At 70.0% G+C, this 404-nt stretch carries 1 protein-coding gene; it reads left to right on the plus strand.

From position 1 onward, the window contains the following. On the plus strand, nt 1-404 hold a 404-nt coding region (locus KI686_RS17385), incomplete at both ends, for an NAD(P)H-dependent oxidoreductase (protein WP_237590293.1).

Consider the following 404-nt stretch of genomic DNA (forward strand, 5'->3'; position numbering starts at 1 on the left):
CGCATGCCGAAGCTGATGATCGTCGTCGGGAGCGTGCGAGAGGGCCGCATCGGCCTGCCGATCGCGCAGTGGGTGCGCGGCGCCGTCGAGCGGCACGGCGGGTTCGAGATCGACTGGGCGGATCTGAAGGAGATCGCGCTGCCGCTCATGACGGAGCCGAACCATCCGCGGCTGCGGCAGTACACGCAGGCGTCGACGATCGCGTGGAGCGAGCGCGTGGACGCCGCAGACACCCTGGTGTTCGTGCAGCCGGAGTACAACTTCAGCTACTCCCCCGCCCTGAAGAACGCGATGGACCACCTCTCGCAGGAGTGGTGGCGCAAGCCGCTGGGCACGGTGAGCTACGGCGGGATCTCCGGCGGCACGCGCGGCACGGCGGCGCTGAGGGTGCCCGAGATGGCCCT

Origin of the sequence: Polaribacter sargassicola (assembly GCF_021991835.1) — a bacterium.
GTDB lineage: Bacteria > Bacteroidota > Bacteroidia > Flavobacteriales > Flavobacteriaceae > Polaribacter > Polaribacter sargassicola.